26 protein-coding genes are annotated in these 20845 nt (G+C 57.4%); 20 read left to right on the top strand and 6 right to left on the bottom strand.

Annotation, left to right across the window (positions count from 1 at the left end; translation table 11 throughout):
* Positions 1-242: 242 nt before the first annotated feature.
* On the top strand, positions 243-647 hold the full coding sequence (locus tag ACOQH0_RS21170) for an OsmC family protein (protein WP_010436331.1): 405 nt from the start codon (positions 243-245) through the stop codon (positions 645-647).
* Between the two features lie 66 nt (positions 648-713).
* Here ACOQH0_RS21170 and ACOQH0_RS21165 read toward each other — a convergent pair whose 3' ends face one another.
* From ACOQH0_RS21165 to ACOQH0_RS21155, 3 genes are read right to left on the bottom strand one after another with little or no spacing between them, the layout of a single operon-like run.
* A complete protein-coding gene (locus tag ACOQH0_RS21165; RefSeq protein WP_010436329.1) occupies positions 714-1583 on the bottom strand; it encodes a phosphoribulokinase in 870 nt (289 codons plus the stop codon).
* A gap of 30 nt (positions 1584-1613) precedes the next feature.
* The gene (locus tag ACOQH0_RS21160; protein WP_089598578.1) at positions 1614-1832 is read right to left on the bottom strand and encodes a YheU family protein; all 219 of its coding nucleotides are present in this window, start codon (positions 1830-1832) and stop codon (positions 1614-1616) included.
* Positions 1829-2851: a hydrolase gene (locus ACOQH0_RS21155; RefSeq protein WP_421511138.1), complete on the bottom strand. Its 1023-nt coding sequence runs from the start codon at positions 2849-2851 to the stop codon at positions 1829-1831. The genes ACOQH0_RS21160 and ACOQH0_RS21155 overlap by 4 nt, the downstream gene beginning before the upstream one ends.
* A gap of 228 nt (positions 2852-3079) precedes the next feature.
* On the opposite strand from ACOQH0_RS21155, the gene mdcA reads away from it, so the two are divergent.
* From mdcA to mdcH, 8 genes are all read left to right on the top strand, one after another.
* A complete protein-coding gene (gene mdcA, locus ACOQH0_RS21150) occupies positions 3080-4735 on the top strand; it encodes a malonate decarboxylase subunit alpha (protein ID WP_010436323.1) in 1656 nt (551 codons plus the stop codon).
* Positions 4735-5592: a triphosphoribosyl-dephospho-CoA synthase gene (locus ACOQH0_RS21145; RefSeq protein ID WP_010436322.1), complete on the top strand. Its 858-nt coding sequence runs from the start codon at positions 4735-4737 to the stop codon at positions 5590-5592. The genes mdcA and ACOQH0_RS21145 overlap by 1 nt, the downstream gene beginning before the upstream one ends.
* Before the next feature lie 9 nt (positions 5593-5601).
* Entirely contained in the window at positions 5602-5901 is a 300-nt protein-coding gene (mdcC, locus tag ACOQH0_RS21140; RefSeq protein WP_010436321.1) for a malonate decarboxylase acyl carrier protein, read from the top strand.
* The gene (locus ACOQH0_RS21135; RefSeq protein WP_348556963.1) at positions 5894-6727 is read left to right on the top strand and encodes a biotin-independent malonate decarboxylase subunit beta; all 834 of its coding nucleotides are present in this window, start codon (positions 5894-5896) and stop codon (positions 6725-6727) included. Before mdcC ends, ACOQH0_RS21135 begins: the two co-directional genes overlap by 8 nt.
* The gene (gene mdcE / locus ACOQH0_RS21130) at positions 6727-7527 is read left to right on the top strand and encodes a biotin-independent malonate decarboxylase subunit gamma (protein WP_420984733.1); all 801 of its coding nucleotides are present in this window, start codon (positions 6727-6729) and stop codon (positions 7525-7527) included. The genes ACOQH0_RS21135 and mdcE overlap by 1 nt, the downstream gene beginning before the upstream one ends.
* A 127-nt stretch (positions 7528-7654) precedes the next feature.
* A complete protein-coding gene (locus ACOQH0_RS21125) occupies positions 7655-8614 on the top strand; it encodes an AEC family transporter (protein ID WP_420984724.1) in 960 nt (319 codons plus the stop codon).
* 2 nt (positions 8615-8616) lie between these two features.
* Positions 8617-9234: a malonate decarboxylase holo-ACP synthase gene (locus ACOQH0_RS21120; RefSeq protein WP_420984725.1), complete on the top strand. Its 618-nt coding sequence runs from the start codon at positions 8617-8619 to the stop codon at positions 9232-9234.
* Positions 9234-10130, top strand: coding sequence for a malonate decarboxylase subunit epsilon (gene mdcH, locus ACOQH0_RS21115; RefSeq protein WP_420984726.1), 897 nt, complete (start codon positions 9234-9236; stop codon positions 10128-10130). Before ACOQH0_RS21120 ends, mdcH begins: the two co-directional genes overlap by 1 nt.
* An 85-nt stretch (positions 10131-10215) precedes the next feature.
* Here the strand turns inward: mdcH and ACOQH0_RS21110 are convergent, their stop codons facing one another.
* Both ACOQH0_RS21110 and ACOQH0_RS21105 read right to left on the bottom strand, forming a co-directional pair.
* A complete protein-coding gene (locus tag ACOQH0_RS21110) occupies positions 10216-11148 on the bottom strand; it encodes a LysR family transcriptional regulator (RefSeq protein WP_420984727.1) in 933 nt (310 codons plus the stop codon).
* 15 nt (positions 11149-11163) lie between these two features.
* On the bottom strand, positions 11164-13068 hold the full coding sequence (locus ACOQH0_RS21105; RefSeq protein ID WP_333080479.1) for an ABC transporter ATP-binding protein: 1905 nt from the start codon (positions 13066-13068) through the stop codon (positions 11164-11166).
* 132 nt (positions 13069-13200) lie between these two features.
* On the opposite strand from ACOQH0_RS21105, the gene kefG reads away from it, so the two are divergent.
* From kefG to slyD, 4 genes are all read left to right on the top strand, one after another.
* Positions 13201-13752 (top strand): glutathione-regulated potassium-efflux system ancillary protein KefG, encoded by a 552-nt coding sequence (gene kefG / locus ACOQH0_RS21100; protein WP_010436306.1) that lies wholly within the window; start codon positions 13201-13203, stop codon positions 13750-13752.
* Positions 13752-15557, top strand: coding sequence for a glutathione-regulated potassium-efflux system protein KefB (gene kefB / locus ACOQH0_RS21095; RefSeq protein ID WP_100167375.1), 1806 nt, complete (start codon positions 13752-13754; stop codon positions 15555-15557). The genes kefG and kefB overlap by 1 nt, the downstream gene beginning before the upstream one ends.
* A 13-nt stretch (positions 15558-15570) precedes the next feature.
* A complete protein-coding gene (locus ACOQH0_RS21090) occupies positions 15571-15771 on the top strand; it encodes a YheV family putative zinc ribbon protein (RefSeq protein ID WP_010436300.1) in 201 nt (66 codons plus the stop codon).
* Between the two features lie 94 nt (positions 15772-15865).
* The gene (slyD, locus tag ACOQH0_RS21085) at positions 15866-16456 is read left to right on the top strand and encodes a peptidylprolyl isomerase (RefSeq protein ID WP_089598586.1); all 591 of its coding nucleotides are present in this window, start codon (positions 15866-15868) and stop codon (positions 16454-16456) included.
* 51 nt (positions 16457-16507) lie between these two features.
* On the opposite strand, the gene ACOQH0_RS21080 is transcribed toward slyD, so the two are convergent.
* On the bottom strand, positions 16508-16726 hold the full coding sequence (locus ACOQH0_RS21080) for a protein SlyX (RefSeq protein WP_010436296.1): 219 nt from the start codon (positions 16724-16726) through the stop codon (positions 16508-16510).
* 238 nt (positions 16727-16964) lie between these two features.
* Here ACOQH0_RS21080 and fkpA point away from each other — a divergent pair, with 238 nt between their 5' ends.
* The 7 genes from fkpA (at position 16965) to rpsG (ending at position 20780) form a co-directional block, all read left to right on the top strand.
* Entirely contained in the window at positions 16965-17783 is an 819-nt protein-coding gene (gene fkpA, locus ACOQH0_RS21075) for an FKBP-type peptidyl-prolyl cis-trans isomerase (RefSeq protein WP_010436293.1), read from the top strand.
* 168 nt (positions 17784-17951) lie between these two features.
* Positions 17952-18674: a helix-turn-helix transcriptional regulator gene (locus ACOQH0_RS21070; RefSeq protein ID WP_023333674.1), complete on the top strand. Its 723-nt coding sequence runs from the start codon at positions 17952-17954 to the stop codon at positions 18672-18674.
* Positions 18674-19060, top strand: coding sequence for a sulfurtransferase complex subunit TusD (gene tusD, locus ACOQH0_RS21065; RefSeq protein WP_421511137.1), 387 nt, complete (start codon positions 18674-18676; stop codon positions 19058-19060). Before ACOQH0_RS21070 ends, tusD begins: the two co-directional genes overlap by 1 nt.
* Positions 19060-19419, top strand: a complete 360-nt coding sequence (gene tusC, locus ACOQH0_RS21060; RefSeq protein ID WP_089598588.1) for a sulfurtransferase complex subunit TusC — start codon at positions 19060-19062, stop codon at positions 19417-19419. Before tusD ends, tusC begins: the two co-directional genes overlap by 1 nt.
* 7 nt (positions 19420-19426) lie before the next feature.
* Positions 19427-19714 (top strand): sulfurtransferase complex subunit TusB, encoded by a 288-nt coding sequence (tusB, locus tag ACOQH0_RS21055; protein WP_421511136.1) that lies wholly within the window; start codon positions 19427-19429, stop codon positions 19712-19714.
* Between the two features lie 124 nt (positions 19715-19838).
* A complete protein-coding gene (rpsL, locus tag ACOQH0_RS21050; protein WP_000246815.1) occupies positions 19839-20213 on the top strand; it encodes a 30S ribosomal protein S12 in 375 nt (124 codons plus the stop codon).
* Positions 20214-20309: 96 nt separating this feature from the next.
* Positions 20310-20780, top strand: coding sequence for a 30S ribosomal protein S7 (rpsG, locus tag ACOQH0_RS21045; protein WP_003861706.1), 471 nt, complete (start codon positions 20310-20312; stop codon positions 20778-20780).
* The last annotated feature ends 65 nt before the right edge of the window (positions 20781-20845 follow it).

The raw sequence follows: 20845 nt of genomic DNA, 5'->3' as shown, positions 1-20845 counted from the left end.
GAATTCTTACCCATACCCTGGGAAGTCGGCTGTCGTAACGTTTCGCAGCCAGTAAAGTTTGATGTCCTCTGCATACATGTGTAACGTCAATGTATTACTGTAGCATCCAGAGTGTTTTAGCATAGCTTTTGCCGCGTGTCTCCTGGTGTCTCGCTTCAGCATGATGCAGGTCGCCTTCCGTTGCGAGAAATGTAATGCACGCGTAATCTGTCACCAAAAATGCAACGTTGGAGTTAATGAATATGCAAGCGCGTGTCAAATGGGTTGAAGGTTTAACGTTCCTGGGCGAATCCGCTTCTGGACATCAGATTTTGATGGACGGTAACTCCGGCGACAAAGCCCCAAGCCCGATGGAGATGGTGCTGATGGCGGCGGGCGGATGCAGTGCAATTGACGTGGTGTCGATTTTGCAAAAAGGTCGCCATGATGTGACCGATTGCGAAGTGAAGCTTACTTCCGAACGTCGCGAAGAGGCGCCACGCCTGTTCACGCACATTAATCTGCACTTTATCGTGACCGGTAAAGAACTGAAAGATGCCGCAGTATCACGCGCCGTAGACCTTTCTGCGGAGAAATATTGCTCTGTGGCGTTAATGCTGGAGAAAGCGGTAAAAATCACGCATTCGTATGAAGTGATCGAGGCTTAATTATTGGGGCATCGTGCGTGTTGATGCCCTCACCCTAACCCTCTCCCACAGGGAGAGGGAACATGTTTACGCGATCTGCTTCCCTTCCATCAGCCGCTGGACCAGCGGCGTCATAATTAACTCCATCGCCAGCCCCATTTTTCCGCCCGGCACCACCAACGTATTCATGTGCGAAATAAACGAGCCCTGCAGCATCGCCAGCAGCCAGGGGTAATCAATGCCTTCGAGATTGCGGAAATGGATGACGACAAAGCTCTCATCCAGCGACGGGATCGTTTTGGCCGCAAACGGGTTGGAGGTATCCACCGTCGGCACGCGCTGGAAGTTGATGTGGGTGCGGGAGAACTGCGGCGTCAGGAAGTTGATGTAATCCTCCATGGAGCGCACGACGGAATCCATCACCGCTTCGCGAGAATGCCCGCGCTCGCTCATGTCACGCGTCAGCTTCTGGATCCATTCAAGGTTAACAATCGGCACCACGCCGACCAGCAGATCCACGTGACGCGCGACGTCGTGTTGAGGCGTGACCACGCCGCCGTGTAGCCCTTCGTAAAACAGCACGTCGGTCGGCTCCGGCAGCGGCTGCCACGGGGTGAACGTCCCCGGCACCTGATTCCAGGGAACCGCTTCGTCGTAGGTGTGCAGGTATTTGCGGGACTGCCCGGTCCCGCTCTGCCCGTATTCGCGGAAGGTTTGTTCCAGCAGGCTGAAATCGTTGGCTTCCGGCCCGAAATAGCTGATGTGTTTGCCCAGATCGCGCGCCTTGCGGATGGCCATGTCCATTTCCGGGCGCGTATAGCGGTGAAAGCTATCGCCCTCCACTTCTGCCGCCCGGAGATTCAGCTGTGCGAAAATCTTGCGAAAGGCGAGGCTGGTGGTGGTGGTACCCGCACCACTTGAGCCCGTTACGGCAATAACCGGATGTCTGGCAGACATAGCAACTCCCTGACTGGAAAGGTTTACAGATCAGCCGTGAAACGCGTTGCGGTGCATGATATTGATCGTCTCATGCAGTTCGGACCACACCAGCACCACGTCGCCACTTTTCAGCTGGCGCTTAACATCGCTGACCTTTTGTTCGAGCGAACGTTCTTGTTCACCATAATCGGTGCCTTCACGTAATACAAAGCTTTCAATCAGATTATCGAGCGTTTCGGGAGCGAGATCCTGCCAGGGGATAATCATTTTTTACCGTCCAGAAAAGAGGTGAGCCAGTCAGGGATGCGGGTTTCCAGCCACATTTTCGGCCTGCGTAGCGTGCCGCCAACAAAGCCGACGTGCCCGCCGTACTCGGTGAGCTGATACTGCACGTTAGCCGGTAAATGCTCCGGTGCCGGAATGGAGTGATGATCCATAAACGGATCGTCTTTGGCGTGGATAATCAGCGTCGGCGTGGTGATTTGATTCAACAGCGGCATGGCGCTGCACTGACGGTAATAGTCAATCGCATCGGCAAAACCGTGGATCTTCGAGGTAATCAGATCGTCAAACTCGCGCAGACGCTTCACGCGCTTAAGCTGCTGCAGGCTAACCGGCAGGGTATCAGGGTAGGCCTTCAGCTTGCGCGCGGCGTTGGCCTTCAGCAGGTTGAGCAGGTAGCGCTGATAGACGCGGGAAAACCCTTTCTCCATATGGTAGCTGCACTGCTCGAGCATAAAGGGAGCGGAGACAATAACAGCGGCATCCAGCGGGACTGCATCACTTTCTTTCGCCAGCAGGCAGGCCAGCATATTGCCGCCCAGCGAATAGCCCACAGCCGCCGTTGGCACCGTGCCAAAATTATCTCTCAGCCAGTGTAAGAACCAGGTGCCGTCTTCGGTTTCGCCGGAGTGGTAAATACGCTTCTGGCGATTCGGCTCGCCGCTGCAGCCGCGAAAATGCATCACCACCGCCAGCCAGCCGCGGGCTTTCGCCGCCTCGATTAAACCGTGGGCGTAGGGACTGTGCAGGCTGCCTTCCAGACCATGAAACACCACCAGGCGAGGTTTGTGTCGGGCCTGCTCCGGCGCTTCGCTCCAGGCGAGATCTAAAAAGTCGCCGTCCGGCAAATCCAGGCGCTGCCAGTGCGGGGTGAACTGTACCTTGCGGCGGATCAGGCGCGGCAGCATGGTTTGCAGGTGGGGGTTAGCCACGCCGCGCATGGGCACGAACTCTGCGCTCTCTTCGGCTGCAATGTCGAAGTCTGATGGAATGATTTGGGTCATAAGGGCGATGCTGATTCTTGTCAGAAATTTACTATACCTTCCGAATTGTACCCCGTTTAGCCTGGATTTCCGAACCATGAACTGATCCCGATCACAAATCTTTACCTTGATTATTACTCTCAGGCTAATGATTCAGCTCTACGCTTAATTGATGCCTTTCTCGCCAGAGCGCAGACTTTACTCAACGTTAGGCAAATCAGAATGATGTGCTGAATCAGGAGGTTAATAATGTTATCTGGGCAAACACCCACCCGGCAATGGAACACACGACGCAGCGAGAAAGCGCGTCGTCTGGCGTCCGTACCGGTGCAGGGCAAGGTACTGCCAACCGGCGATCTTGTCGCCATGCTGGAAAAACTGATCGCCCCGGGCGATAAAGTCGTGCTGGAAGGCAACAACCAGAAGCAGGCGGATTTCCTTTCCCGCTCGCTGGCTGAAGTGAACCCGCAAATCGTTCACGACCTGCATATGATCATGCCGAGCGTTGGCCGCAGCGAGCATCTCGATATCTTTGAAAAAGGCATCGCCCGCAAGCTGGACTTCTCCTTCTCCGGGACACAGAGCCTGCGTATCTCGCAGCTGCTGGAAGACGGTCAGCTCGAAATCGGTGCAATTCACACCTACATCGAACTCTACTCGCGCCTCTACGTCGACCTGTCCCCCAACGTGGCGCTGATTGCCGGTTTTAAAGCCGACCGCAAAGGCAACCTCTACACCGGGGCGAGTACCGAAGATACCCCGGCGCTGGTGGAAGCCGCCGCGTTCCACGACGGCATCGTCATCGCGCAGGTGAACGAGCTGGTGGACGACGAGTGCGATCTGCCGCGCGTCGATATTCCGGGCTCCTGGATCGACTACGTGGTCGTTGCGGACAAGCCGTTCTTTATCGAACCGCTGTTCACCCGCGACCCGCGCCTGATCAAACAGGAACATATCCTGATGGCGATGATGGCGATCAAAGGCATCTATGCGGAACACCAGGTGCAGTCCCTGAACCACGGTATCGGCTTTAACACCGCGGCGATTGAGCTGCTGCTGCCCACCTACGGCGAACAGCTCGGCCTGAAGGGCAAAATCTGTAAACACTGGACGCTGAACCCGCATCCGACGCTGATCCCCGCCATTGAAAGCGGCTGGGTGGAAAGCGTGCACTGCTTCGGCGGCGAGCTGGGGATGGAAGAGTACATCCGCGCCCGCCCTGATGTCTTCTTTACCGGTGCCGATGGCTCCATGCGTTCCAACCGCGCCTTCTGCCAGCTGGCAGGCCAGTACGCGGTGGATATGTTCATCGGCTCTACGCTGCAGGTTGACGGCTATGCCAACTCCTCAACCGTGACCCGCGGTCGTCTTTCCGGCTTCGGCGGTGCGCCAAATATGGGCCATGACCCGCACGGTCGTCGTCATGCGACCCCGGCCTGGCTGAACATGATCACCGAGCCGGATCCAATGCAGCGCGGTAAAAAGCTGGTCGTGCAGATGGTGGAAACCTTCCAGGCGGGCGTGAAGCCGACCTTCGTGGAAAAACTCGATGCCGTCGACGTGGCGAAAGCCTCCGGCATGCCGCTGGCACCGGTGATGATTTACGGCGATGACGTGACGCACGTGCTGACGGAAGAGGGCATTGCCTACCTCTACCGGGCGAAAGATCTGGAAGAGCGTCGGGCCATGGTTGCCGCCGTCGCGGGGATCACCGATATCGGCCTGGGCGTTGACGCCAAACGCGTGGCGGAACTGCGCCAGAGCGGCAAAGTGGTCTACCCGGAAGATATGGGGATTCGCCGCACCGACGCCACCCGCTCTCTGCTGGCGGCAGGTAGCGTGTCAGACCTCGTTGAGTGGTCCGGCGGTCTGTATAACCCACCTGCGAAATTCCGGAGCTGGTAATGAAACTTCTGCCCCAGATTCAGGTTGAAGGCGGTGCCGAATGGCTGGCGCGAACCGCCACGCAGTGTCTGATTGACGAAGCACGTTTAAGCCCGAAACCCGGTCTGGTGGACAGTCGGGGGAACGGCGCGCACCACGATTTATCCCTTGCGCTGATGGAGCGCTCCGCGCACAGCCTGACCCCCACGTTTCAGGCGCTGGCGCAGCAGAGCTGGCAGCGTCCGGCGGACATTGCGCTTCGGCAAACCGTTGGCCGTCTTGGCCGCGAAGGTGAGCAGCAGATGATGGCTGCCACCGACGGGGTTAATACCCACCGTGGTGCGATCTGGGCGCTGGGATTGCTGGTGAGCGCGGTGGCGATGCTGGGCGGTGAGGCGACTGCGCAGGCCGTCGCGAATACCGCCGCTCAGCTGGCGAAACTCCCGGACGATGCGGCGCCGAAAGTGTTCAGCAAAGGGCTGCGCGCCACGCACCGCTACCGCGTGCCGGGCGCACGCGAAGAGGCGCAGCAGGCGTTCCCGCACGTTATGCAGCGCGCGCTGCCGCAGCTTCGCCTCAGCCGTCTCAACGGCAGCAGTGAAACGCATGCGAGGCTCGACGCGCTGATGGCGATCATGACGTCACTCACCGACACCTGCGTGCTGTCGCGCGCCGGAATGGAGGGACTGGACGCCATGCAGAACGGTGCTCGTGGGGTACTGAACGCCGGAGGATGCGCAACGCTTTCAGGGCAGCAGGCGCTGGCGAGCTTAGACCGCCAGATGCTCTCGCTCAACGCTTCACCGGGCGGCGCTGCCGACCTGCTTGCCGCCACGCTGTTTCTCGACCGCGTCGAAACGCCTTATTCAAAGCATTAAGAGGATGTTATGGAAAAAATTACATTGACCGTGCCCGCCAGCCGCGAAGTAAGCGGCAGGGCGCTGGCAGGCGTCGTCGGCTCCGGGGATATGGAGGTGTTGTTCGCCGCCGAACCGGGCCAGACCTTAACCGTTGATATCACCACTTCAGTCGACAACAGCCGTGGTCGTTGGGAGGCGCTGTTCAACCGTCTACACACCGTCAGCAGCCTGCCCGCAGGCAAACTGACCATCCACGACTTCGGCGCGACGCCGGGCGTGGCGCGCATTCGCATCGAACAGGTCTTTGAGGGGGTGAGCCATGCGTAACGACAGCAGCTTTATCGAACTAAAAGCGCGCCAGCGCGCGCAGGTCCTGCTTGACGAGGGCAGCTACCGCGAACTGCTGGATCCGTTTGAAGGCATTATCTCTCCATGGCTTGGGCCGCAGGGGATTGTTCCGCAGGCCGATGACGGCATGGTCGTCGCAAAAGGCACCATCAACGGTCAGCCTGCGGTCGTCGTCGCGATTGAAGGCGCGTTCCAGGGCGGCAGCATGGGCGAAGTGTCCGGCGCCAAAATGGCGGCGGCGCTGGAGCTGGCGGCAGAAGATAACCGCAACGGCATTCCGACGCAGGCGGTGCTGTGCCTCGAAACCGGCGGCGTGCGTCTGCAGGAAGCTAACCTCGGCCTGGCGGCGATTGCCGATATCCACGCCGCGATTGTTGACCTGCGCCGGTATACCCCGGTGGTCGGGATTGTTGCCGGGACCGTGGGCTGCTTCGGCGGGATGTCCATCGCCGCGGCGCTGTGCAGCTACCTGATCGTGACCCGTGAAGCGCGTCTCGGCCTCAACGGCCCGCAGGTTATCGAGCAGGAGGCGGGGATTGAAGAGTACGACTCCCGCGACCGTCCGTTTATCTGGAGCATGACCGGCGGCGAAGTGCGTTATCAAAGCGGTCTGGTGGATGCGCTGGTAGGCGACGGCGTAAACGCGGTGAAAGCGGCGGTGAACGAGGCGATAGCGAAAGGCGTACCGGCGAAACACCGCACCGATAACTACGACGATTACCTGAACCGTCTGACCCATTTCGACACCCGAAAACAGGCCGATGCCGAACAGATTAACGCGCTTTTTGCCCGGGAGGTGAAATGATGACTAACTCAATGAGCCGTGGCGAACTCTGGCTGGACATTCTTGCCCCGAATGCAAAACGTGTGGAAGGGTTATGCCCGTCCGTGCAGGCGGCAGACGGCGAGCTTAATGGTGAAGCGGTGCGCTTTGTGGCCGTGGTTCCGGATGCCAACAACCACTTCCCGCGCGCCACGAAAGGTGAAGTCGGTCTGCTGGAAGGCTGGACGCTGGCGAAAGTGGTCAGCGAAACTGTCGCGGCGGATGCCGATAAGGCCGTTAAGCGCCCGATTGTGGCGGTGATTGACGTCCCAAGCCAGGCCTATGGCCGTCGTGAAGAGGCGTTTGGTATTCACCAGTCGCTGGCCGGTGCGGCGGCAGCCTATGCGAACGCGCGCCTGGCCGGTCATCCGGTGATTGGGCTTATCGTCGGCAAGGCGATGTCCGGCGCGTTTCTGGCGCACGGCTACCAGGCTAACCGCCTGATTGCCTTTAACGACGAAGGCGTGCTGATCCACGCGATGGGCAAAGAGTCTGCGGCGCGCATTACGCTGCGTACCGTGGAGGCCCTGGAAAAACTGGCGGCAACCATTCCGCCAATGGCGTATGACATCAGCAACTACGCCACGCTGGGGCTGCTTTCTAACCTGCTGGACATCAGCAACCCGGACGCCCCATCCGATAACGATCTGGCGCAGGTGAAAACCACCCTGCAACAGGCCATCAGTGACGCTCGTCAGGACACCACGCTGAAAAACCGTCTGGGTGCTGACAACCGCCGCAGCTCGGCGCTCGTACGCGAACGTATGCGAGCCAGCTGGTAAGTAAAAAAGAGACCTGCCAGAGATGCAAACCCCGTGGGCGCGCCTGCTGCGCCCGCGTGGGAGCCTGCATCCTGAAAAATAATAAACATCGCACCAGTGCTAAAACTTTTTTTACTACAGGTGATTTATGACTTACGTAATTGTTCATGCTCTTGCACCGATTTTCGTCATCATGCTGCTGGGATTCTGGGCCGGTAAGGCAAAGATGGTCGATAACAAAAACGTTTCCCTGCTCAATATCTTCGTGATGGATTTTGCACTACCAGCCGCGCTGTTCAGCGCCACCGTGCAAACCCCGTGGACCGGCATCGTGGCGCAGTCGCCGCTGATCCTGGTGCTGACCCTGGCGATGTGGATCACCTATGCGGTCATCTACTTCCTTGCCACCAAAATCTTTAAGAAATCCCCGCAGGACGCGGCGGTGCTGACGCTTACCGTTGCCCTACCGAACTACGCGGCGCTCGGTCTGCCGATTCTGGGCAGCGTGCTGGGTGAAGGATCTTCCACGTCGCTTTCCGTTGCGGTCTCTATTGCCTGCGGTTCGGTGCTGATGACCCCGTTCTGCCTGCTGATCCTGGAGCGCGAGAAAGCGCGCGTCGAGGGGAATAATTCCGGCTCAACGCTCTCCATGCTGCCGGTGCTGATGTGGCGTTCCATTAAAAAACCGATCGTGATGGGGCCGCTGCTGGGTGTGATTCTCTCCGCCATCGGCATCAAAATGCCGGAGCTGGTTCTTGCGGCGATTAAACCGCTGGGGCTGTCCGCCACCGCAGCGGCGCTGTTCCTGACCGGGGTGATCCTCTCTGCCCGCAAGCTGCAGATCAACACCATGGTGATTACCTCGACCATCGCCAAGCTGCTGATTCAGCCAGCGATTGCCTGGGGTATCGTGCTGATCTTCGGTCTGCACGGCTCCGTCGCCATTACCGCTATCCTGATGATTGCGCTTTCTGCGGGCTTCTTCGGCGTGGTGTTCGGTAACCGTTTTGGCGTGCAGTCGCCGGATGCTGAAGCCGTGCTGCTGTTAAGCTCCGTACTGTGTATCCTGTCGCTGCCGCTGTTTATCTCGCTGACTTCAGGAATGTAATCATGACCACAACATTACGCCCGCACGACCTCATCTGGCTTACCGCGCGCGACGCGCTGGAAGGTATCACCGAATCCTGGGTGGAGGCGGCCTGGCATACCGGCCTGCCGGTAGTGGTGCGGCGTGATGTTGATAGCGACGGCCGCATCCCCGTTGGCGTGCGCGGCCTGCGTCGTGACCAACGTGCGGCCGGATGGGTGAAGCCCGAAAACGTGCAGCGCGTGGTGCAGCCTGAAGACCTGTGCGTCACCGCCGATCTGCTGCGCTCGCCCTTTGTGACCCAGCCGCCGGTTCAGGTGGCGCTGCAGCTGGCTCAGCAGGCGTGGCCGTGGACGTGGGGCATTACCGGCAGCACCGGCTACGCGCTGGCGACCGGCATTCCGGTGATCCATGCCGACAGCGATCTGGACCTGCTGATCCGCGCCCCTGATCCGATTTCCCCGGATGCTTTTACCGCATGGCAGTCGCAGCTGAGCCGCGCACTGTGTCGGGCGGATACGCAGGTCGATACCCCCGAAGGGGGCTTTGCGTTGGCGGAGTGGCTGCGCGACGGCAAAACGCTGCTGAAAACTCAATGTGGACCGCGCCTGGTGGCGGATCCGTGGCGCAGGGAGGAGTGATGAAAATACTGTTTACCTTTCCGGGACAGGGCACGCAGCACGAAGGCATGCTGCAAAATTTGCCGGGAACGGAGCTGGAACAGGCGCGAGAGGTGCTTGGCGCCGAAGTGGATACGCTGGACAGTGCAGCCTCACTCGCTCACACCCGCGCGGTTCAGCTTTCGCTGCTGATTGCCGGCGTGGCCTGGGCGCGCGAGCTGGAGCGTCGCGGCGTGACGCCGGATATCGTCAGCGGGCTGTCCATCGGCGCATACCCGGCGGCGGTTGTCGCGGGGGCGCTGGACTTCGCAGATGCGCTTTCGCTGGTGGCGCTGCGCGGCGATCTAATGGAACAGGCTTATCCGCACGGCTACGGCCTGACGGCTATCATGGGCTTGACCCTGCCGCAGGTGGAAACGCTGATTGAAGGCACCGGAACCTATATTGCCAACCTGAACGCTGAAACGCAGATCGTCATCGCCGGAACCGATGAGGGGATGGCGCAGGTGGCAGAACGCGCGCTGGCAAAAGGGGCGAGCAAGGCCAGGCGGCTGGCGGTTAGCGTGCCGTCACACTGCGCGCTGCTGGCGGAACCGGCGAAAAAGCTGGCGTCGGCGTTTAAGTCCGTTACGCTGGCTCGTCCACGCTGCGCCTACCTGAGCGGCAGTACAGGCCGCGTGCTCTGGCAGCCGGAAAAGATTGCCGACGATCTGGCGATGAACATGGCGCGAACCGTGCGCTGGCAGGAGGCGATGATTTCCGCTAACGAACGTGAAGCGCGGCTGGCAATTGAAATGCCGCCAGGCGGCATATTGACCTGCCTGACGCGTCAGGCGGCGTGGGAAGGGGAGACCATTTCGCTGGAGCGCAGCGGGGTGGACGTGGCGGTGCATCTGGCGGGTCGGCTTCAGCGATGAGTTTTTTGCCCGGTGGCGCTACGCTTAGCGGGCCTACAATCCAGGAGTAGGCCCGGTAAGGCGCAGCCGCCACCGGGCACTAACATCAGGCACCTTCTTGTAAGCTGCGCGCATACATCCGCCCTTCGGCGGCTAATGCCCGCAGGCTTGGGTCCTGCTCGCGGTTACGGGCAAAGACAATCGCGATCAGCTGCTGCATCTGGTACGGCTCCGCCAGCTTCAACAGCTGCATGGAATTCTCGTAGACCTTCTTCATCCTGCCCGGCATCAGCGTAAATCCAACGCCTGCCTGCACCAGGCTCAGCATCGAGAAAATGTCATTAACGCGCGTGACGATTTCCGGCTCGAACCCGGCGATATGAAACGCTTCCTGAAACCCTGCATACGTGGCGAACCCTTCCGCCAGGGCGACAAATTTCTGGTCTTTATAATCACGCAGATCCGCGGGGCCGCGGGTATTCAGCGTGGCGGAAGCCGGTGCGGCAAGGAAAATATCGTCGTGGAACAGGGGCAGCACTTCGAGGCTGTTACGGTCGATGTCGCTTTCGGAGATGGAGATAAGAATCGCGTCCAGCGAGCCTTCATCCAGCATGTGCAGCAGGGTGTCGTTGGAGCCCATCGTCAGATCCATCTCCAGATCCGGACGGCGCAGCTTCATGCCCATAATCAGACGCGGTACGGTTTCCAGGGTGAGCGAGTAGAGCGTGCCCACGCGCAGCCGCCCCTGGCCGATACCGGCGATTTTGCGGGACGCCTCCAGCCCGCGCTCCATCACCTGCATTACCTCCTGGCAATACTCCAGCAGCGTCCACGCGGAGGGGAGCGCAATCAGGTTACGCCCCTTGTGGGTAAAGAGCGGGCAGCGCACGTTCTCTTCCAGCGTGTGCAGCGCACGGTGCACGCTGACCCCGCTCAGGCCCAGCGTTTCGGCGGTACGCGCGATATTCCCCTTCTCCATAAACGTCATGAAGATGCTGAGCTTGCGGAATGTAATATCGCTCGTGGTATCGAAACGCATAACCCTCCCGATGGTTTAGTCGGCCTGAAGCATGGCTTCCAGCTGTTCCTGCGCGTCCAGCCACGCCATTTCGCACTCTTCGAGGCTGGATTTGGTTTTCGCCTGGGTTTGCAGACAGTCGGTCAGTTCCGCTTTGCGGCTCTGGTCGTAAAGCCCGCTGTCGCCCAGCTTCTCTTCAACGGTAGCCAGCGTGGCGTTGAGCTTTTCCATCTCTTTTTCAAGACGGGCAATCTCTTTACGCAGCGGCTGCGTCTGGGTGCGCAGCTCCGCTTCACGGCGCTTCTGGTCTTTACGCGACTGCGCGCTGTTGGCGTTGTCTTTCGCTGACTCTTCCGGCTGGTTCTCCTGCTTCTGCACGTCCGTCAGCCACTGCTGGTAGTCTTCCAGATCGCCGTCGAACGGTTCAACTTTGCCGCCGTGCACCAGGTAGAGATCGTCCGTGGTAGAGCGGATCAGGTGGCGGTCGTGCGAAACCACAACCAGCGCGCCTTCGAACTCGATCAGCGCTTCGGTCAGCGCCTGACGCATGTCGAGATCCAGGTGGTTGGTCGGTTCATCGAGCAGCAGCAGGTTCGGGCGCTGCCAGACGATCAGCGCCAGCACCAGACGGGCTTTTTCGCCCCCGGAGAAGCGCTCGGTGTTTTCCGTCACCTTATCGCCCTGGAAGCCGAAGCCGCCGAGGTAGTCGCGCAGCTTTTGCTCCATCTCCTGCGGCGCCAGACGCGCCAGGTGTTGAATCGGCGATTCATCCGCGCGTAAAAATTCCAGCTGATGCTGGGCAAAGTAGCCGAGCTTGATGCCCTTCGCCAGGCCGATTTCACCGCTGACCGGGTTAAGCTCGCCCGCCAGCAGTTTGATCAGCGTCGATTTACCGGCACCGTTGCGCCCCAGCAGGCCAATGCGCGAACCCGGCACCAGGTTGAGCTTGATGGAATCGAGAATAATGCGCTCGGCATAGCCTGCGCTCACTTTCTCCATCTTCAGCAGCGGGTTCGGCAGGCTTTCCGGCTCGCGGAAACTGAAGTGGAACGGGTTATCCACGTGCGCCGGGGCAATCATCTCCATGCGCTCCAGCATCTTGATGCGGCTCTGGGCCTGCTTGGCTTTTGAGGCTTTGGCCTTGAAGCGATCCACAAAGCTCTGCAGGTGCGCCACGCGCTGCTGCTGGCTTTCGTACATGGACTGCTGTTGGGCAAGGCGCGTCGCGCGCTGGCGCTCGAAGGAGCTGTAGTTGCCGGTGTACTCGAACATCGTTTGCTGTTCGATGTGAATGATTTTATCCACCACCGGGTCGAGGAAGTCGCGGTCGTGGGAGATCAGAATCAGAGTGCCCTGATAGCTCTTCAGCCACTTCTCCAGCCAAATAACGGCATCAAGATCGAGGTGGTTGGTCGGTTCATCGAGCAGCAGCAGGTCAGAGCGGCAGATGAGCGCCTGCGCCAGGTTGAGGCGCATGCGCCAGCCGCCCGAGAAGTCGCTGACCGGGCGTTCCAGCTGTTCATTGCTGAAGCCCAGGCCGTGCAGCAGGCTGGAGGCGCGGGAGCGAATGGTCCAGGCGTCGATGGCGTCCAGCTTGCCGTGAACGGTGGCGATGGCGTGACCGTCGTTGCGCTCGTTCGCGGCGTTGAGTTCTGCCTCGAGCTTGCGGTATTCACGGTCGCCGTCGATAACATAGTCGAGCGCCGGCTCACTCAGCGCAGGCGTCTCCTGGTTTACCCAGGCAAGCTGCCAGTTCCCCGGGAAGGTAAAGTTACCGCCATCCGCGCTAATCTCGTTTTTCAGCAACGCCAGCAGGGTGGATTTACCGCAGCCGTTTTTGCCGACCAGACCCACTTTTTGGCCCGGGTTGATGGTAGCAGTGGCGTTATCCAGCAGGACGCGCACGCCGCGACGAATTTGTAACGAGGAGAAAACAATCATAGAAGCGCCGTATGTTCCGACTATGTTAATTTGTCATTATGATAATGTAAGGTGTGGGCCATTTTCCCCACCGGGCCGCCATGGTAGCCCAAAACGACAACAATACACAAAAACAGAACCGGGAGGGGAGTGATGTCTCAGACAGCGAAAGTGCTGCTGCTGTATGCCCATCCGGAATCTCAGGACTCGGTGGCGAACCGGGTGCTGCTTAAGCCGGCTACACAGCTCAGTAACGTAACAGTGCACGATCTCTACGCGCACTATCCTGATTTCTTTATTGATATTCCTTACGAGCAGGAACTGCTGCGTCAGCATGACGTCATTGTGTTCCAGCATCCGCTTTATACCTATAGCTGTCCGGCGCTGCTTAAAGAGTGGCTGGACCGCGTGCTGAGCAGGGGCTTCTCCAGCGGGGTGGGGGGCAACCAGCTGGCGGGAAAGTACTGGCGTAGCGTCATCACGACCGGTGAACCAGAAAGCGCTTACCGTCACGACGGGCTGAACCGCTATCCGATGAGCGATATCCTGCGTCCCTTTGAGCTGACGGCGGCAATGTGCCGTATGCACTGGATGAGCCCGATTATTGTCTACTGGGCGCGACGCCAGCAGCCACAAGAGCTGGCGAGCCACGCCAGAGCCTACGGTGAATGGCTGGCCTCACCGATTCCGGCAGGAGGTCGTTGATGGAAGGATCGAATTTACTCCTCGCCGGGGTGTTGTTTTTATTTGCGGCGGTTGTTGCGGTGCCGCTTGCGGCACGTATCGGTATCGGTGCAGTGCTGGGGTATTTGTTGGCGGGGATTGCCATCGGCCCCTGGGGGCTGGGATTCATCAGCGATGTGGATGAGATCCTCCACTTCTCTGAACTGGGCGTCGTGTTCCTGATGTTCATCATCGGCCTTGAACTGAACCCGTCCAAGCTGTGGCAGCTTCGGCGCTCCATCTTCGGCGTGGGGGCGGCACAGGTGCTGTTCAGCGCCGCGATTCTGGGCGGGCTGCTCATGCTGACGCAGTTTTCCTGGCAGGCGGCGGTGATCGGCGGGATTGGCCTCGCGATGTCCTCCACGGCGATGGCGCTGCAGCTGATGCGCGACAAAGGGATGAATCGCAACGAAGCCGGACAGCTGGGCTTTTCGGTGCTGCTGTTCCAGGATTTGGCCGTCATCCCGGCGCTGGCGCTGGTGCCGCTGCTGGCAGGATCCGGTGACGATCATTTTGACTGGGTAAAAATCTCCATGAAGGTGCTGGCCTTCGCGGGGATGCTGATTGGCGGGCGTTTCTTACTGCGTCCGGTGTTCCGCTTTATTGCCGCCTCGGGCGTTCGTGAAGTGTTTACCGCCGCGACGCTGCTGCTGGTGCTTGGCTCTGCGCTGTTTATGGATGCGCTGGGGCTGTCGATGGCGCTGGGGACGTTCATCGCCGGGGTGCTGCTGGCGGAGAGCGAATATCGTCACGAACTGGAAATTGCCATCGATCCGTTTAAGGGGCTGCTGTTAGGGCTGTTCTTTATTTCGGTCGGCATGGCGCTGAACCTTGGCGTGCTTTATACCCATCTGCTGTGGGTGGCCGTGAGCGTGGCGGTGCTGGTGGCGGTGAAAACGCTGGTGCTCTACGTACTGGCCCGTATTTACGGGCTGCGCAGCTCGGAACGCATGCAGTTTGCCAGCGTGCTAAGCCAGGGAGGAGAGTTCGCGTTTGTGCTGTTCTCTACCGCATCTTCCCAAAAACTCTTCAAAGATGACCAGATGGCGCTGCTGCTGGTGACGGTCACGCTGTCGATGATGACCACGCCGCTGCTGATGAAGCTGGTGGATAAACTGCTGTCGCGCCGGTTTAACCCGGCTGATGATGAAGATGAAGCGCCCTGGGTGGAAGATGATAAGCCACAGGTTATCGTCGTGGGTTTTGGCCGTTTCGGACAGGTGATTGGGCGTTTGCTGATGGCGAACAAAATGCGCATCACGGTACTGGAGCGCGATATCAGTGCGGTCAACCTGATGCGCAAATATGGCTATAAGGTTTACTACGGCGACGCGACCCAGCTTGAGCTGCTGCGCTCGGCGGGGGCGGAAGCGGCAGAGTCCATCGTGATTACCTGCAATGACCCGGAAGATACGATGAAGCTGGTGGAGCTGTGTCAGCAGCATTTCCCGCATCTGCATATTCTGGCGCGTGCGCGGGGACGTGTTGAAGCTCACGAATTGTTGCAGGCGGGTGTGAAACACTTCTCCCGTGAGACGTTCTCCAGTGCGCTGGAGCTGGGCCGCAAGGCGCTGATCTCGCTCGGTATGCATCCGCATCAGGCGCAGCGCGCCCAGATGCACTTCCGCCGGCTGGATATGCGGATGCTGCGCGAGCTGATGCCGGTCCATACCGATACGGCGCAAATCTCCCGCGTGCGGGAAGCGCGTCGCGAGCTGGAGGAGATCTTCCAGAGAGAGATGCAACAGGAACGACGCCAACTGGACGGCTGGGACGAATTTGAATAAAGGGTAACGAAAGATGGCTGTACGTAAACGCTTTATCGCGGGGGCAAAATGCCCGACCTGCCAGGCGCAAGATACTTTGGCTATGTGGCGTGAGAATAATATTGATGTAGTTGAGTGTGTTAAGTGCGGTCACCAGATGCGTGAGGCTGATAAAGAGGCCCGCGATCACGTTCGCAAAGAAGAGCAAGTGATCGGCATTTTTCATCCGGACTAGCGATATGCCCTGAGTTTTTTTAAGCTAAAGGGTACACGGGTGCAGATTTCCGCTACAATCTGCGCCAGCAATTTTCCCACGCTCAGGAGATATCATGAAAGTAGCAAAAGACCTGGTGGTCAGCTTGGCCTATCAGGTACGTACAGAAGACGGTGTGTTGGTTGATGAGTCTCCGGTGAGTGCGCCGCTGGACTACCTGCATGGTCACGGCTCCCTGATTTCTGGCCTGGAAACAGCGCTGGAAGGTCATGACGTTGGCGACAAATTCGACGTTGCTGTAGGCGCGAACGACGCTTACGGTCAGTATGACGACAACCTGGTTCAGCGCGTTCCTAAAGACGTGTTCATGGGCGTTGACGAACTGCAGGTTGGCATGCGCTTCCTGGCGGAAACCGACCAGGGCCCGGTGCCGGTTGAAATCACAGAAGTTGAAGACGACCACGTTGTGGTTGACGGCAACCACATGCTGGCTGGCCAGAACCTGAAATTCAACGTAGAAGTTGTTGCGATCCGTGAAGCAACCGAAGAAGAACTGGCTCATGGCCACGTTCACGGTGCACACGGTCACGACCATGACCACGATCACGGCCACGATGGCTGCTGCGGTGGTCACGGCCACGATCACGACCATGGTCACGACCACGGTAAAGGTGGTTGCGGCAACGGCGGCTGCGGCTGCCACTAATACCGTCATGCGGAAAATAAAAAAGCGGGATAATCCCGCTTTTTTTACGCCTCAATAATGAGGTGGTGGCGTCTCTTCTGACTGAGAGGCGATGTGCGACGACTGCGTTGCCTTCACTTTTTCAGTGAGCAGGCGCATCAGATCGCGCAGCTTTGCCATTTCAAGTTCATGGGCGGTTACGGTCTGGTTAAGTTCTTCGATGGTGATGTCCTGAAAAGCCAGTCGGCTTTCCAGCTCAGCCAGTCTCGCTTCAATCAATGTGTCCTTCATGGTTCACCTCGTCAATTTCACACTCGCCATAATGGGCCTGCGGCGGCGAAGTTTAACTGAGTTTATCCTCAAGTGCAGTATCCATCCCTTTGGCAAGAAACTTATTTAAACAAAAATAGTCTGAAAAGAGACGAGAATCGGGAGAGTCTGTCTGTAGATTTCTTCCGCAACGATTTATAGTACGTCACTCATTTACGTTTAATGCTGGGGTGAGAGTCCCCAGGCCCTGGAGATATGGATGAAATCACTGTTCAAAGTAACGCTGCTGGCGACGACAATGGCTGTCGCACTGAATGCACCGCTGTCTTTCGCTGCTGACACTGCAGCGAAACCTGCTGCAACTGCAGACAGCAAAGCGGCGTTCAAAAATGACGACCAGAAATCCGCCTACGCACTTGGCGCATCTCTGGGTCGTTACATGGAAAACTCTCTGAAAGAGCAAGAGAAACTGGGCATCAAACTGGACAAAGCTCAGCTGATCGCGGGTGTTCAGGATGCGTTTGCAGATAAGAGCAAACTGTCTGACCAGGAAATCGAACAGACTCTGCAGGCGTTTGAAGCGCGTGTGAAAGGTGCTGCTCAGACCAAAATGGAAGCAGATGCCAAAGACAATGAAGCGAAAGGCAAAGCCTACCGCGATACCTTTGCTAAAGAAAAAGGTGTAAAAACCTCCTCTACTGGCCTGGTGTACAAAGTTGAGAAAGAAGGTACCGGTGATGCGCCTAAAGACAGCGACACCGTTGTGGTTAACTACAAAGGTACGTTGATCGACGGTAAAGAGTTCGACAACTCTTACACCCGTGGTGAGCCTCTTTCCTTCCGTCTGGACGGTGTGATCCCGGGCTGGACCGAAGGCCTGAAGAACATCAAGAAAGGCGGCAAGATCAAGATGGTCATCCCACCGGATCTGGCTTACGGCAAAACCGGTGTTCCGGGTATCCCTGCGAACTCTACGCTGGTCTTTGACGTAGAGCTGCTGGACATCAAACCGGCACCTAAAGCGGATGCCAAGGCAGATGCTCCGGCTGACGATAAAGCCGCTGCTGCTAAGAAGTAATGCTGAAAAAAAACCGCCGCCTTTGAGGCGGCGGTTTTTTTTATTGTAGGGCAGATATAATTAACACTGGAAAGCGCTATACACGCTGTATTAATTTAGTTGTCCGTGTAGATAATGAGCCTGCCCTGAAAACCTAACGACAGGCTCCTGAAAAGGAGTGTTTTTTTCATGTCCAGGTCGCTTTTAACCAACGAAACCAGTGAACTCGATTTGCTGGATCAACGTCCTTTTGACCAGACCGACTTCGATATTCTGAAATCCTACGAGGCGGTGGTGGACGGGTTAGCGATGCTCATTGGCTCCCACTGCGAAATCGTATTGCACTCCCTGCAAGATCTGAAATGTTCCGCCATCCGCATTGCGAATGGTGAACATACTGGCCGTAAAATTGGTTCGCCAATCACCGACCTTGCATTGCGTATGTTGCATGACATGACCGGCGCGGACAGCAGCGTCTCCAAATGTTACTTCACCCGCGCCAAAAGCGGTGTGTTGATGAAATCAGAAACTATCGCCATTCGAAACCGTGACCATCGGGTCATCGGTTTGCTGTGCATCAACATGAACCTTGATGTACCGTTCTCGCAAATCATGAGTACCTTTATCCCACCAGAAACCCCAGATGTGGGCTCTTCTGTGAATTTTGCCTCCTCTGTTGAGGATCTGGTGACCCAGACGCTGGAGTTCACCATTGAAGAGGTGAATGCCGACCGCAACGTATCGAACAACGCCAAGAACCGTCAGATCGTACTTAACCTCTACGAGAAAGGGATTTTTGACATCAAAGACGCCATTAACCAGGTGGCCGATCGTCTGAATATCTCCAAGCACACGGTTTACCTCTACATTCGCCAGTTCAAAAGCGGCGATTTCCTGGGGCAAGACAAGTAATGCGTTTTGCGTTAATGGTGACAGGCCCGGCGTATGGCACTCAGCAGGCCAGCAGTGCGCTGCAGTTTGCTCATGCGCTACTTGAGGCTGGACACAAACTGGCGAGCGTCTTCTTCTATCGGGAAGGGGTCTATAACGCGAACCAGTTTACGTCACCGGCGAGCGATGAATTTGACCTTGTCCGCGCCTGGCAGGCATTAAACGAAAAGCATGGCGTTGAGCTGCATATCTGCGTGGCTGCGGCATTGCGTCGCGGCGTGACGGATGCGGCCGAAGCGGAGCGTCTCGGCTTGCCAGGGGCTAACCTGCAGCCCGGTTTTTCGTTGAGTGGCCTGGGGGCACTGGCCCAGGCCGCGCTAACCTGCGACAGAGTGGTGCAGTTTTAATGAAGCGTGTCGCGTTTGTTTTTTCGTCTGCTCCCCATGGGAGTGCGTCTGGCAGAGAAGGGCTGGACGCGTTGCTCGCAACCTCCGCATTAACCGAAGATATTGGCGTATTCTTTCTGGGAGACGGCGTATTCCAGCTGCTGGCGGGCCAGCAGCCGCAGGCAATTCTGGCGCGGGACTACATCGCTACCTTCAAAGTTTTACCGCTTTACGACATTGAAACCTTCTACGTGTGTGCTGACTCATTGGCTGCGCGCGGTCTCAATGATAAGACGTCTTTCGTGCTGGATGTAACGCTCCTCCCCGCGGGTGCGCTGCGCGAACAACTCTCTCAATATGATACTGTTCTGACTTTCTGAGGCTGACATGCTGCACACCCTGAGCCATTCCCCGTGGCAATGTGATATCGACGCGTTACTGAGCATGTTGCGCGAAGGGGATGATTTGCTGCTGATTCAGGACGGTGTGCTTGCGGCGCTTGATGGTAGTCAGTTCGTTGAAATCCTCAGCAGTGCCCCCATATCCATCTCTGCGCTGAAAGACGATCTTGAAGCGCGAGGTCTTGCTGGTCAAATTTCAGCCAGAATTGACGTGGTTGGCTATACTGATTTCGTCAATCTTACTGTGACACACCCCAGTCAAATGAACTGGTGATTTGAGATCGCTGTATATTTCTTGACACCTTTTCGACGTAGCCCTAAAATTTCGCGTCCTCATATTGTATGAGGTCGATTTATTACGTGTTTACGAAGCAAAAGCTAAAACCAGGAGCTATTTAATGGCAACAGTTAACCAGCTGGTACGCAAACCACGTGCACGCAAAGTTGCAAAAAGCAACGTGCCTGCACTGGAAGCCTGCCCGCAGAAACGTGGCGTATGTACTCGTGTATATACCACCACTCCTAAAAAACCAAACTCCGCACTGCGTAAAGTATGCCGTGTGCGTTTGACTAACGGTTTCGAAGTGACTTCCTACATCGGTGGTGAAGGTCACAACCTGCAGGAGCACTCCGTGATCCTGATCCGTGGCGGTCGTGTTAAAGACCTTCCGGGTGTTCGTTACCACACCGTTCGTGGTGCGCTCGACTGCTCAGGTGTTAAAGACCGTAAGCAGGCTCGCTCCAAGTACGGCGTGAAGCGTCCTAAGGCTTAATGGTTCTCCGTTAAGTAAGGCCAAACTGATTTATCTTAATGTCACACTAAACTCTTTGAGTTTTGGACAATCCTGAATTAACAACGGAGTATTCCCATGCCACGTCGTCGCGTCATTGGTCAGCGTAAAATCCTTCCAGATCCGAAATTCGGATCAGAACTGCTGGCAAAATTTGTAAATATCCTGATGGTAGATGGTAAAAAATCTACTGCAGAAGCAATCGTATACAGCGCGCTTGAGACCCTGGCTCAGCGTTCTGGTAAAAATGAACTGGAAGCTTTCGAAGTCGCTCTCGACAACGTTCGCCCAACTGTAGAAGTTAAGTCCCGCCGCGTTGGTGGTTCTACTTATCAGGTTCCAGTTGAAGTTCGTCCGGTTCGTCGTAATGCTCTGGCAATGCGTTGGATCGTTGAAGCTGCTCGTAAACGCGGTGATAAATCCATGGCTCTGCGTCTGGCGAACGAACTTTCTGATGCTGCAGAAAACAAAGGTACTGCAGTTAAGAAACGTGAAGACGTTCACCGTATGGCAGAAGCCAACAAGGCGTTCGCACACTACCGTTGGTAATCCCTTCGGAGTATTAGTCACCAGGCGGGCGCTTCAGAGAAGCCGCCCGCTCTGGGTAACTTAAC

The organism is Enterobacter sp. JS8-1, assembly GCF_049187015.1.
In the GTDB taxonomy this organism is placed as follows: Bacteria; Pseudomonadota; Gammaproteobacteria; order Enterobacterales; family Enterobacteriaceae; genus Enterobacter; species Enterobacter mori.
Note: the sequence above shows the minus strand (reverse complement) of the source record. Positions and strands in the feature narration are given on the sequence as shown.

Excerpts from the sequence above, each read along its gene's own strand:
- tusD (WP_421511137.1), top strand. The coding sequence starts at position 18,674 with ATGCGTTTTGCGTTAATGGTGACAGGCCCGGCGTATGGCACTCAGCAG.
- slyD (WP_089598586.1), top strand. The coding sequence starts at position 15,866 with ATGAAAGTAGCAAAAGACCTGGTGGTCAGCTTGGCCTATCAGGTACGT.
- fkpA (WP_010436293.1), top strand. The coding sequence starts at position 16,965 with ATGAAATCACTGTTCAAAGTAACGCTGCTGGCGACGACAATGGCTGTC.
- mdcC (WP_010436321.1), top strand. The coding sequence starts at position 5,602 with ATGGAAAAAATTACATTGACCGTGCCCGCCAGCCGCGAAGTAAGCGGC.
- ACOQH0_RS21160 (WP_089598578.1), bottom strand. The coding sequence starts at position 1,832 with ATGATTATCCCCTGGCAGGATCTCGCTCCCGAAACGCTCGATAATCTG.
- rpsG (WP_003861706.1), top strand. The coding sequence starts at position 20,310 with ATGCCACGTCGTCGCGTCATTGGTCAGCGTAAAATCCTTCCAGATCCG.
- ACOQH0_RS21110 (WP_420984727.1), bottom strand. The coding sequence starts at position 11,148 with ATGCGTTTCGATACCACGAGCGATATTACATTCCGCAAGCTCAGCATC.
- ACOQH0_RS21155 (WP_421511138.1), bottom strand. The coding sequence starts at position 2,851 with ATGACCCAAATCATTCCATCAGACTTCGACATTGCAGCCGAAGAGAGC.
- ACOQH0_RS21080 (WP_010436296.1), bottom strand. The coding sequence starts at position 16,726 with ATGAAGGACACATTGATTGAAGCGAGACTGGCTGAGCTGGAAAGCCGA.
- ACOQH0_RS21105 (WP_333080479.1), bottom strand. The coding sequence starts at position 13,068 with ATGATTGTTTTCTCCTCGTTACAAATTCGTCGCGGCGTGCGCGTCCTG.
- mdcE (WP_420984733.1), top strand. The coding sequence starts at position 6,727 with ATGACTAACTCAATGAGCCGTGGCGAACTCTGGCTGGACATTCTTGCC.
- ACOQH0_RS21120 (WP_420984725.1), top strand. The coding sequence starts at position 8,617 with ATGACCACAACATTACGCCCGCACGACCTCATCTGGCTTACCGCGCGC.
- ACOQH0_RS21125 (WP_420984724.1), top strand. The coding sequence starts at position 7,655 with ATGACTTACGTAATTGTTCATGCTCTTGCACCGATTTTCGTCATCATG.
- ACOQH0_RS21090 (WP_010436300.1), top strand. The coding sequence starts at position 15,571 with ATGGCTGTACGTAAACGCTTTATCGCGGGGGCAAAATGCCCGACCTGC.
- kefB (WP_100167375.1), top strand. The coding sequence starts at position 13,752 with ATGGAAGGATCGAATTTACTCCTCGCCGGGGTGTTGTTTTTATTTGCG.
- ACOQH0_RS21135 (WP_348556963.1), top strand. The coding sequence starts at position 5,894 with ATGCGTAACGACAGCAGCTTTATCGAACTAAAAGCGCGCCAGCGCGCG.
- ACOQH0_RS21165 (WP_010436329.1), bottom strand. The coding sequence starts at position 1,583 with ATGTCTGCCAGACATCCGGTTATTGCCGTAACGGGCTCAAGTGGTGCG.
- ACOQH0_RS21145 (WP_010436322.1), top strand. The coding sequence starts at position 4,735 with ATGAAACTTCTGCCCCAGATTCAGGTTGAAGGCGGTGCCGAATGGCTG.
- mdcA (WP_010436323.1), top strand. The coding sequence starts at position 3,080 with ATGTTATCTGGGCAAACACCCACCCGGCAATGGAACACACGACGCAGC.
- mdcH (WP_420984726.1), top strand. The coding sequence starts at position 9,234 with ATGAAAATACTGTTTACCTTTCCGGGACAGGGCACGCAGCACGAAGGC.
- kefG (WP_010436306.1), top strand. The coding sequence starts at position 13,201 with ATGTCTCAGACAGCGAAAGTGCTGCTGCTGTATGCCCATCCGGAATCT.
- ACOQH0_RS21170 (WP_010436331.1), top strand. The coding sequence starts at position 243 with ATGCAAGCGCGTGTCAAATGGGTTGAAGGTTTAACGTTCCTGGGCGAA.
- tusC (WP_089598588.1), top strand. The coding sequence starts at position 19,060 with ATGAAGCGTGTCGCGTTTGTTTTTTCGTCTGCTCCCCATGGGAGTGCG.
- tusB (WP_421511136.1), top strand. The coding sequence starts at position 19,427 with ATGCTGCACACCCTGAGCCATTCCCCGTGGCAATGTGATATCGACGCG.
- rpsL (WP_000246815.1), top strand. The coding sequence starts at position 19,839 with ATGGCAACAGTTAACCAGCTGGTACGCAAACCACGTGCACGCAAAGTT.
- ACOQH0_RS21070 (WP_023333674.1), top strand. The coding sequence starts at position 17,952 with ATGTCCAGGTCGCTTTTAACCAACGAAACCAGTGAACTCGATTTGCTG.